11 protein-coding genes are annotated in these 10,255 nt (G+C 73.5%); 2 read left to right on the forward strand and 9 right to left on the reverse strand.

Annotation, left to right across the window (positions count from 1 at the left end):
- The first annotated feature begins 192 nt into the window (after window positions 1-192).
- A complete protein-coding gene (locus PV721_RS36420; protein ID WP_319732046.1) occupies window positions 193-801 on the forward strand; it encodes a response regulator transcription factor in 609 nt (202 codons plus the stop codon).
- Between the two features lie 52 nt (window positions 802-853).
- Here the strand turns inward: PV721_RS36420 and PV721_RS36425 are convergent, their stop codons facing one another.
- The 9 genes from PV721_RS36425 to PV721_RS36465 form a co-directional block, all read right to left on the reverse strand.
- Window positions 854-2,620, reverse strand: coding sequence for an ABC transporter ATP-binding protein (locus tag PV721_RS36425; RefSeq protein WP_319732048.1), 1,767 nt, complete (start codon window positions 2,618-2,620; stop codon window positions 854-856).
- Window positions 2,617-4,431, reverse strand: a complete 1,815-nt coding sequence (locus PV721_RS36430; RefSeq protein WP_319732050.1) for an ABC transporter ATP-binding protein — start codon at window positions 4,429-4,431, stop codon at window positions 2,617-2,619. The genes PV721_RS36425 and PV721_RS36430 overlap by 4 nt, the downstream gene beginning before the upstream one ends.
- Before the next feature lie 68 nt (window positions 4,432-4,499).
- Window positions 4,500-4,634 (reverse strand): SapB/AmfS family lanthipeptide, encoded by a 135-nt coding sequence (locus PV721_RS36435; protein WP_319732052.1) that lies wholly within the window; start codon window positions 4,632-4,634, stop codon window positions 4,500-4,502.
- Between the two features lie 20 nt (window positions 4,635-4,654).
- Window positions 4,655-7,267: a class III lanthionine synthetase LanKC gene (lanKC, locus tag PV721_RS36440; RefSeq protein ID WP_319732054.1), complete on the reverse strand. Its 2,613-nt coding sequence runs from the start codon at window positions 7,265-7,267 to the stop codon at window positions 4,655-4,657.
- A 174-nt stretch (window positions 7,268-7,441) separates the two neighbouring features.
- On the reverse strand, window positions 7,442-8,029 hold the full coding sequence (locus PV721_RS36445; RefSeq protein WP_319732056.1) for a VanZ family protein: 588 nt from the start codon (window positions 8,027-8,029) through the stop codon (window positions 7,442-7,444).
- A complete protein-coding gene (locus tag PV721_RS36450; RefSeq protein WP_319732058.1) occupies window positions 8,016-8,543 on the reverse strand; it encodes an ATP-binding protein in 528 nt (175 codons plus the stop codon). Before PV721_RS36450 ends, PV721_RS36445 begins: the two co-directional genes overlap by 14 nt.
- A 116-nt stretch (window positions 8,544-8,659) precedes the next feature.
- Window positions 8,660-8,815 (reverse strand): DUF6131 family protein, encoded by a 156-nt coding sequence (locus tag PV721_RS36455; protein WP_319732060.1) that lies wholly within the window; start codon window positions 8,813-8,815, stop codon window positions 8,660-8,662.
- A gap of 153 nt (window positions 8,816-8,968) precedes the next feature.
- Window positions 8,969-9,340, reverse strand: a complete 372-nt coding sequence (locus tag PV721_RS36460) for a PRC-barrel domain-containing protein (RefSeq protein WP_319732062.1) — start codon at window positions 9,338-9,340, stop codon at window positions 8,969-8,971.
- Window positions 9,341-9,488: 148 nt separating this feature from the next.
- Complete coding sequence (locus PV721_RS36465; protein WP_319732064.1) at window positions 9,489-9,677, reverse strand: CsbD family protein; 189 nt, start codon at window positions 9,675-9,677, stop codon at window positions 9,489-9,491.
- Between the two features lie 233 nt (window positions 9,678-9,910).
- Between PV721_RS36465 and PV721_RS36470 the strand changes: the two genes are divergently transcribed.
- Window positions 9,911-10,240 carry an ANTAR domain-containing protein gene (locus tag PV721_RS36470; RefSeq protein WP_319732066.1) on the forward strand — a complete coding sequence of 110 codons (330 nt, stop codon included), beginning with the start codon at window positions 9,911-9,913 and terminating at the stop codon, window positions 10,238-10,240.
- Window positions 10,241-10,255 lie beyond the last annotated feature (15 nt).

Here is a 10,255-nt window from a genome sequence, read left to right on the forward strand (position 1 = left end):
TCACTGCGGGGGCGCGGGCGGGGTGGTAATAGCCCGCTCCTCAAGGGGGTTACCCGCCTAAGGCGAACGGAATCCCTCGGTATCTCGGCCAAGTTGTCCGTACGCCCCTGCACGCCCCCCGCAGTGACGTTCCATCAACCCTGTTCGGGGGCACCCGTGGTGCCGTTGGTTCGTCTACCGAGGAGAGCACAGATGACGAAGGTCCTCGTCCTGCACAGCGTCAGCCTGGTCAGGTCGGCACTGGCCGCCCTGCTGAGATCGGAAGGGCGCTTCGAGGTCACGTCGGCGGGCTGGCGGACCGCAGTGCGCCAGGCCGAGTCCTTACGACCAGACGTGACGGTCGTCGACCTCGACTGTCCGGGGACCACGGCCGTCCTGGCCGACGGGGGACGCGCGGACCACCAGGTCCTCGCGTCCCCGTCCTCGGTCCTGGTCCTCGCATCGACCGGCGCGCCCGGTTCGCTGCACCGGGCCTTCCGGGCCGAGGCCCTCGGCTACGTCGACAAGGACGGCTCGCCGGGCCGGCTCGTACGGGCGGTCCGGAAGGTCGCCGCGGGGGAACGGTTCATCGACGCCTCACTCGCCTCCGCCTTCATGGAGGCCGACCCCGTGCCGCTGAGTCCGCGGGAACTCAGTGTGCTGGCGCGGGCCGCGGAAGGCGATTCCATCGCCGAGATCGCCCGCACGCTGCATCTGGCGAGCGGAACGGTACGCAACTACATGGCCGCGGCGACCCGCAAGACCGGCGCGCGCAATCTCATCGACGCGATACGGATCTCCCGGCGGGCCGGCTGGGTCTGAGCCACGGCCGCCGCGGACGGGCACGGCGAGGAGACCAGCGGCGGTGGCCGCGTCACCCGTCCGTCCCGTTCCACCTCCCCACCAGATCGCGGTACAGGGGCGACCTGTCCGGGAGTTCATCGTGCGTGCCGCACACGGCGCGGGTTCCGTCGAGGACGAGGACCCGGTCGGCGCGGGCCGCGGACGAGACCCGGTGGGCCACGACGACGAGGGTGCCGGGACGGTCCGCGAGGGCCCGCTCGGCACGCTCCTCCGTCCGCGGGTCCAGGTGGCAGGTGGCCTCGTCGAGCAGCAGCAGCGGGGCCGGCGAGAGGTAGGCGGCGGCGAGCGCGAGGTGCTGGCACTCCCCCCGCGACAGCAGCCGGGGGGACACCTCACCGTCCAGGCCGCCCAGCCGCTCCACCAGGCCGTCCAGCCCCAGGGCGGTGACGGCGCGCCGCACCCGGGCGTCCCCGGGCCCGGGCACGCCCGGGTGCGGGGACAGGTGGGTCAGGTTCTCCCGCACGGTGCCGGTGAACACGTAGGCCTGCTGCGGCAGCAGGGTCCGCCGCGGGTCCGGTCCCGTGGCGGCCGGATCGCGGCGGGCGGCCGCGCCGGCGACGAGGACCGCCCCCGCGTCGGGCGAGAGCATCCCGGCGAGCAGTGCGGTGAGCGTCGACTTGCCGATGCCGCTCGGCCCGACCACGGCGAGGTGCTCCCCCGGCCGCACCACCAGGTCGAGGGAGTCGAGCACGGGAGCCGCGCCGGGTCCGTAGGCGAAGGTGGCGCCCCGGAGCTCGGCGGCGGCGGCGCTCCGCCCGCCGGCGGGGACGAGCGCCCGCGGCTTCGACGCGCGGTGGCCGTCCGGGTCCCCCGGCGCCGGATCGCAGAACCTTTCGAGGACCACCACCAGTCGGGTACCGGCGGAACCTAGTGCGGTCATCAGCGAGTTGAGGGCGGGCAGCAGAGCCTGCACCACGTACGTGAGGCCGCCGGCCAGCGTCCCGGCGGTGATCCCGTACCCGAGCAGCCAGGGCGTCGCGGCGAGCAGGGCGATCACCGGCAGCCGGCCCGCCGTGGCCAGGGCCAGGGTGCGCACGGCCGCCCAGCGCGCGAGCGTCCGCGCCAGCCGCTCCTGTGCGGCGATCAGCGGCTCCACCCGGGCTCGTGCCGCGTCCTGTCCACCGCAGGCGACGACGTCCCGCAGGCCCTCCCCCAGCACCCCCACGCGGTCCGCCAGGGCCTCGTCGGTGTCCAGGGACCGGCGTTGCGCGGCCGCCATGGGGCGGAGCGTGGCCAGGAAGGCGGCCACGCCCAGCAGCAGCGGGGGCAGCACCACCAGCAGCAGCACCGGAGCCAGGGCGGCCATGCCCGCGAGGACGCCCACGGCGGTGAACACGAACGAACGCACCGTCAGGACCAGCCCCGCGAAGGAGTCCCGGGCCATTTCCGTCTGCTGGGTGAGCCGGGACACCGCGCCCGTGTCGGAAGCGCGCACCGGGTCGGCGACCGCCCGGTCCAGTGCCTGCCGCACCGCCCGGCGAACGAGGCCGTCCCGCAGCGGCTCCACGAGGTCCGCGAGCCCGGCGAACACACCGCGCAGGGCGAACCCGCCGAGCAGGGCTCCGGCTCCGGCGGCGGCCAGCCAGGCGAGACCGGTGCCGGTGCGGCCTGCGAGGAAGCCGTCGTCGAGGGCGCGGGCCACGCCGTAGCCGCCGAGGAACGTGTGCGCGGACTCGAGGAGCGACCATGCCGCGAGCCGCCCCACCGCGCCCTTGCGGCCGTGCAGGAACCGCCGGCCTTCGGGCGCCACGCGGCCCCAGGCCTCGCCCTCGGTCACCTGGCCCCCTCCGTCGCCGCCTCCGGTGTCGTTTCCGGTTCCGTCGCCGTCTCCCCTCCCGCGCCGGCCGTCCCGTCGGCGGCGAACACGGCCCGGTAGGCGGGCTCGTGCCGCCACAGCTCGCCATGGGTGCCCACCCCCCGCATCCGCCCGTCCTCCAGCCATACGACGAGGTCGGCGCGGACGGCGGACGAGAGGCGGTGCGCGACCACGATCCGGGTGCCGGGCCGGATCCGGTGGGCGAGGGCCCGCTCGACCTCGCGGGCCGTGACGGTGTCGAGGCTGGAGGTGGCGTCGTCCAGCACGAGGAGCCGGCCCGCGTGGCAGAACGCCCTGGCCAGGCCGAGGCGTTGGACCTCACCGCCGGACATCGGGGCGTCGGCGAGGCGCGTGCCGTACCCGTGGGGCAGGCGCCGTACGAACGGGTCGGCGCCCGCGGCGAGGGCCGCGACGCGGACCGCTTCCGGGCCGGGGGCCGGACCGGCGCCGAACCCGATCGCGTCGCCGACCGTGTCCCCGAACAGCACGGGCCGGTCGAAGGCGTGCCCGACCTCGCGGTGCAGCGCTTCGGCGGTCAGCTCCCGCAGGGGTACGCCGTCCAGGAGCACCTCGCCCGCGTCGGGGTCGGTGAGCCGGCCGGCCACGGCCGCGAAGAGCGTCTTGCCGGCGCCTGACCTGCCCACCACCGCCACCGTGGAGCCGCCGGGGACCACCAGGCTGATGTCGTCCAGGACCGCCGTGCCTGCGCGCACCACCCGGACCCCGCGCAGTTCCAGGGTGCCGGGGCCGTCTTGCGGCGGTTCCGCCCGGCCGTGGTCGAGTACGGGCAGTTCCAGGAGGGCGGCGGTGCGCCGGGCGGCGGCCCGGCCGCGGACCACGGCCGCCAGCCCGCCGGTCACGGCGCCGACACCGGCCGCGAGGCCGGCGTACCGGAGGGCGGCGAGGAGTTCACCGACGCCGATGGCCCCGGCCGACAGGCGGACGCCGCCGACGGCGAGGACCACGTACAGGAGCATCGGCATGAGGGCGGCGGACCCGGCCGTCGTGCCTCCGAAGACCTGCCACATGCGCCTGCCCTGGGCGGAGAGCTCGGGCAACTGCGCGAGGATCCGCGCGCGTTCGCGGTCCGCGGTGCCGGCGGCGGCGATCGTGCGCGCCCCCGCCAGTGCCTCGACGAGGCGGCCGGCGGTCGCGAGCTGGACCTGCTGGTAGCGGGCGATGCTGGTACGCGTGTCGCGGGCGAAGGCGCGCAGCAGGAGCACCAGCATCGGAACGCCCGTGAGGAAGGCGAGCGCCGTCCACACGTCGATGACGAAGAGTGCGACCACCGCGCCGACCGGCGGCAGCAGTGCGGCGACGGCGTGCGCGGCGGCGGCCGGGACCTTCCCGGCCTCGGTGGCGTGTGCGGTCAGCCGCGCTGCGGTTTCGCCGGGCGCGTGGCGGGCCGCGTGGTGCGGGGCCGTCCGCAGCAGCCCGGCGAGCCCGAGCCTGCGCAGCCGGGCGGTGGAACGGCCGTCCACCTCGCCGGTCAGCCGCGCCGCGGCGGCGTCCAGCAGCACTTCGGCCGCGATGACCGCGGCGCACAAGAGCGTCCAGACGGGGCCCGACGGGTCTCGGCGGAGCAGCAGGTCGAGGGTGCGGCCGAGGACGGCGGGTTCGGCGAGAGCTGCCGCGGCGGCCGCCACCGCGCATCCGAGGACGGCGGCGGTGCGCCCGCCACTGTGCCGGGCCGCTGCCACGAGCGCCCGGTCGGCGCTGCGGCCCACGGCCGGCTCCTGCGCCGTGTCGAGCGCCTCGTCAGGGGGGCTCATCGGCGAATGCCTCCAGGAATGTGGTGCGGGCCCGGGCGGCGAACCGCCCGGGCCCGAGGTGACCTGGGTCAGTTACAGGTCGTGAGGCTCAGGCTGCTGTCGCCGCAGAGCAGCAGGCTGGCCCGGCTGCCGCCGCCCGTCAGCGCGGCCTCGGTGGTCTCGTCCTTCGGGGTCTCCATCGACTGCAGGTCAAGAAGCGTCATGTCGTATTCCTCTTCTTCTCTCAGGTGGTGCGATGGGTCACGGCCCCGGGTGGGACCGGCTTGGGGGCCGCCGCGCGCTCGCGCAGCGGCGGGAGGAACGGCAGGTGCGCGCGCCCGCCGGGCGCGGCGCTGCCGAGGGCGAGGAGAGCGCCGGCCGTGCCCGTGGCGAGGTCCATGGACAGCCGCATCATCTGCTCGCCCGGGAAGGCCAGGTGCCCCTGGTACGGCACGGCGTGCCGGGCCAGTGCCTCGATCTGGCGGGCGATGGCGCCGGCCCCGGTGCCCGGGCCCGGTGTGGTGGTCCGCGCCAGGTGGAGGATCATCCCGGCGGCGCCGCGCAGCAGCCCGGGCTGGGCGTAGAAGGTCGCCTGCGCCGCCCGTACGATCTCGCGCCGGGCCTGTTCGAAGCGCTCGTCCGGGCCGTGCTCCAGCCAGTCGTCGAGCACCATGCCGATGCCGACACTGCCCTCGCCGAGGTACGGCATCGTGCGCCAGCCCTCGTTCACCTGGAGGGTGCCGAAGGCGCTGGTGACGCAGCGGTCGAGGTCGCGGTGGAGCGCTTCGGCGGCCTGGATCAGCAGTTCCTTGTCGCCGGTGCGCTCGTAGAGCCGTACGAGGAGCAGGGCCGCGCCGGAGTTGCCGTACAGCAGTCCCGCGCGTCGGGGCCGCCGCTCCGGCCGGACGACCAGTTCGGCGCAGCGCAGGGCGGCGGTGTGCAGTTCGCTCTCGCCGCTGGCGGTGCCGAGCGCGTCCAGGGCCAGGCCTATGCCGGCGAGTCCGCTGTGCAGGTCGGGGCCCGCGCTCTCCCACGGCTGCTGCAGCAGCAGGTCGACGAGGCCGAGGGCGCGGTCGTGGTGTCCGAGCCGGTGCAGCGTCCAGGCCGTGCCGGCCAGGCCGTCGTAGAAGCCCAGCGGAGTGCCGGAGACGGGTTCGCCGGTCCGGTCGAGCAGCCATTCCTCGGCCTCGGGCCAGGGTCCGGCGCCGGTCTCGGCGAGGGCGTGGAGCACGCCCGCGACCCCGTAGCCGAATCCGACGCCTCCCCCGGCGGCCGCGAACTGGGCGATGTCTCCCGGGAGGAGGCGGTCCTCGCGCTCCGGGGTGGCGCTCGCGCGCAGCGCCGCGGTCATCGACGTACGGGCGGCCGGCCAGTCGCCCGGCTCGACGGGCAGGTACGGCCCGTCCGGTGCGGGCGGGCGGCCGCCCGGTGTGTCCTGCGGGACGCCGGACAGGATCTCCTCGACGGCCTCGTCGAGGAACGAGCGCGGTACGGGGAACTGCTCGGCGGCGACGGCGGCCAGATGTGCGGCCTTGGCCCGGTCCAGGACGAGCAGGCTGGTCAACGGGAGGAACAGGGCGAGCCGCAGGCAGGCGAGGGCGTAGCGGTCGACGGAGAACCCGCGCCGCCCGGCCGGGGCGACGAAGGCGGGGTTGGCCACGGTCTGCCGCAGTCCCTCGTCGACGTGCGCGGCGGCTTCGAAGTCCAGGAGGGCGACGGTGGGTTCGCCGCTCTCGTCCTCCGCCACCATGATGTTGAAGAGGTGGAGGTCGTTGAAGACCACGCCGCGGGCGTGCACGGCGTCGACGGCCTCCGTGACCCGCCGGTGGATCGTGAGCGCCCACTCGGTGTAGGAGGCGAGCTCGGCCGGGTCGGGATCCGCCTCGATGAGCGGGTGACGGCGGGCGAAGTAGGTGTTGAGCGGTTTGCCGGGGAGGTGTTCCAGCACCAGGAAGTGGTGGTCGCCGACCGTGAACGCGCCGCGGACCGACGGGACGCACTCCAGGCCCGCCAGCCGTTCCAGTGCGGCCTGTTCGCGGTGCAGCCGGGTCACGGCGTCGGCGCCGTCGGCGGCGAGGCCGGCGTACGGCCGGGCCTCCTTGAGGACCACGCTCTCGCCGGTGCGGCTGTCCTTGCCGAGGTAGACGCCGCCGCCGTTGGAGAAGTGCAGGGCCTTCTCGACCGTGAAGGGGATGCCGGTCAGGGTGACCGCGGACCGCGCTTCGAGGTGCGGCTCGAGGAAGCCGGGCAGTTCGAGCCACTCGGGCGGCTGGAAGGCCGGCCCGCGCGGGTCCGGTACGAGCCGCCCGCCGGGGGCCTCGATCGCCGGGACCAGTTCGCCCTGCTCGGTGTAGCAGTGCCGCAGGGTGAAGCTGCCGTAGCGCAGGTGGACGGGGCCGGCGCCCCAGCGCAGATCGCTGAGGATGTAGGGGCCTGCGGCCCCCGCCAGTGCGGCGTCGAGGTCCTCCGCGATCCGGCGGCACTGCTGCTCGTCGGACGGGTACACGGTGATGAACTTCCCGCTCGCCGCGCGGTCGGCGTACTTGGCGTTGCGCAGGTGCAGCAGGTAGCGGCTCGGTATGAACTTGAAGGCGATGCGCCGGGCGGTGCAGTATTCGTACACGGTCGTCAGCAGCGACTCGGCGTTGTCGAGCGTGGCCGATATGTGGATCTTCCAGCCCTGTGAGGGCAGTTCGGCGTCGGCGGGACGCAGCGCGAGCCAGTCGCCGCTGCGGTGCGATCGCCACCCCGCCGGGACGGGGGCGTCGGCCGCCGGGTAGTTCTGACCGGCCCGCCGGTACGGCGCGTCGTAGAACCAGCGGTCGGTGTCGCAGAAGGCGGCGTACCCCTTGTTCACACCTGCTCCCTCGGTCGGCGGCAAACCGAAGGTGTCACGCCCGGCGGACGTGGCGACAGTCACCGATGTCACCGATGGGGTGTGCAGTACTCACGAGTCACGAGGCACCGGGCGCGCGTCCTGGGACACGGGGCACACGTGACGGGACACGGAGCACACGTCACGCGTGACGGGTCACGGGGCTTCGGGGGCCTTGGAGCGGCCGGGCCGACGGGGGTGGGTCCAGCGGTGCCACCAGTGCCTGCGGCGCGGGTGCACGGCCCGCCCCAGCCGCCGGCCGATCAGCAGGTACCCGAGGAGGGCCCCGGCCGTGTTGAGGATGACGTCGTCGATGTCGAAGACGCGTCCCGTGACGAGGGCACCTTGAGTGAGCTCCACCAGCGTCATCAGGCAGACCGTCACGGCGGCGACCCGCAACAGCCCCCGGGCCGGGGGCAGCAGGACGGGCAGGAGCACACCGAAGGGCAGGCCGAGCAGCAGGTTCCCGCCCAGCTGGCGCACCGCCTCGATCGTCGAAGTCCCTTCCAGGTAGGCCCTGATCGAACGGCCGGGGCGGACGTTGCTGTGCACGAGGTCCGCCGAGGCGGCGGAGGGTTCCAGCGTCAGCCGGGCCAGGACCACGCTGAACAGGACGGTGCCGGCGAAGGCCGCCACCATGGCCAGCGCCCGGACGGCCGGGTGTGCCGGACGGCGTCCCCTCCCGGTGGTGGGGACGGCCGCTTCCTCCGACTGCTCACCGTGTCGCGCGTCACTCCGAGTCATACGAGGGCGTCTGCCCGGTCAACGGCCCCGTACGCGTGGGCCGCTGACGGTCCGCCACGGCGCTCCCGGGCGCGGCCAGCCGCGCGGACTCGAACTCGGCCCAGACGACCTTGCCCGTGTCATGGGCGTAGGAGCCCCACCGGTCGGAGAGCCGCTGCACGATGTGGAGGCCGTGGCCGCCGGGGACGCCCGGCCGCGCCACGGCCCGCGGGCGCGGCAGCGTCCTCGTGCCGTCGAGCACGTCGATGCGCAGCGTCTCACCGGCGGTCAGTACGAGCTCGTGGCAACCACTCGCGTGCAGGGAGGCGTTGGCCACCAGTTCGGACACGACGAGCAGGGCGTCCTCGGAGCTCTCGCAGCGGTCCCATCCCCAGTCCCGCAGCGTCCTGCGGGTGAAGTCGCGGCCCTTGCCGACCGCCCCCCGCACGCTGCGCAGGGCGAGACGGCGGCACTGGCCCGTGACCGGCACTCCCGCACGCCGAGGATCGCCGGTGGCTGCTCCCGTCGTGTTCACTGTCGCCTCACCCCGACCGTAGACGTGCTCAGTTGCTGTGTTGTGCGAAGGCCGGCGGCTCCGTCCGCGGACCGCCCCCGCCGGCCGCTCCCCGCGTCCGGCGCGGGGCCGGGCGGCTACCAGTAGTGGCGCCGGCCGCCGACCGCGTGCCCGACCGAACCCAGGATCCACAGCACCGCCCCCACCACGAGCAGGATGACCCCGATGGTCCAGAGGATGGAAATTCCGGTCAGGAATCCCACGATCAGGAGAATAAGTCCGACGAGAATCATGATGCCCCTCGTTCTCACGTTGGGAATTCGGCGGAACGATCGGACCGCCGTTGCGTCTCGGATCGCGTCTACCCTCGAACCTCGTGCACGAACGGACGGCCGGCATGAAAATGGGCCCGAACTCGTCGAGTTCGGGCCCATTCCGGCGCCGGGTCAGACGGGGCGGCGGCCGAGGGGGCCACCGGCGGAGTAGTAGTACGTGCCGAGGGCCTCGCGGTAGTCGACGTCACCGAGGTGCTTGTCCCGGTGGAATTCCGGGGCGTTCTTGATCTGTTCCTTGGTGCCGTTGACGTAGACCTTCTTCTCGGCCGCATCGATCCGGATCACGGTGCTCGCCGGGAGCAGGACCTCCTTGCCGAAGATCCACACACCGGTGTCGACGACGAGGTAGGCGTCGCCGACCTCGTAGGAGTGCTTGTCGACCTTGCCGATGTCGCCGTCGATCGCCTCGACCTTGTACCCGGTCAGATCGGCACCGGCCAGGTGGCCCGCGGTCGGCCTGTAACTCCACACATGCTCGGTCACGCGAAAACAACTCCTCCGGCGGGCAGGGGACGGCCAGGATTTCCCCGCCGCTCCTCCCTCTTCGATGTCGTACGCGGCGGCAGCCTTGCCCCGCGCGGACTCGATTGCCCCGCTTTCGGTGCTTCATTCATCGGGCCGGGAGGCGAGGTCAGGACCTGCCCGTGCCCTTCTTCATCTTCTCCATCTTCTCCGAGGTCTTCGCCGTCATTTCCTCGGCCTTGCCGCTCATCTGCTCGGCAGTGCCCTCCGCCTGCATGCCCTTGTCGTCCATGGCACCACCGGCGCTTTCCTTGATCTTGCCCTTGACCTGCTTGGCCTTGCCCTTTGCCTTGCTCATGAGGGGTTTCCTTCCTGGAGGGGTGCTGCCCACCATGCTTCGGCGGCAGCCACTCCGCAATTCGGGCCGGAATTCCTTGGTTCTTCCGATGCCGGCATCCCTGGCGCCTGCCCCCTCGAACGCCCCTCAAGCAAGGGCGGCGGCGACCGCGTCGCCACTCCGGCGCCGCGGGCTGCCGCGAGGGCTCGCCCCACCTGGGCGCACGCCGGGTACGGCCGTGGGATGCTCAAGGAATGAAGGGCGATGCCGCGCCCGGGGGCGAGGGCGCCGGACCCGAGGTGCTGGCGCTCGCCAAGGTGGTGGCCAGGCTGCGATCGGAGGTCGTGGACCTCGAAGGCGCCGCCGCGACCACGGCCGTCGTCGAGCGGGCCAAGGGCGTCCTGATGGCCCAGGCGGGTGTATCCGCCGACACGGCCCACGCCATGCTGCTCGGCCGTGCGGCCGAGGGGGGCCGCACGCTCCTGGAGGAGTGCTGGCTCGCTCCATTAACCCCACCTACACCTGACGACGACTTAATAGCGTTTGTTTCCGGTGAGACCCGGAACATTAAAAAAAAAAAATAAAAAACATAAAGAAAC

Source organism: Streptomyces sp. MB09-01 (genome assembly GCF_033794505.1).
Lineage (GTDB): Bacteria > Actinomycetota > Actinomycetes > Streptomycetales > Streptomycetaceae > Streptomyces.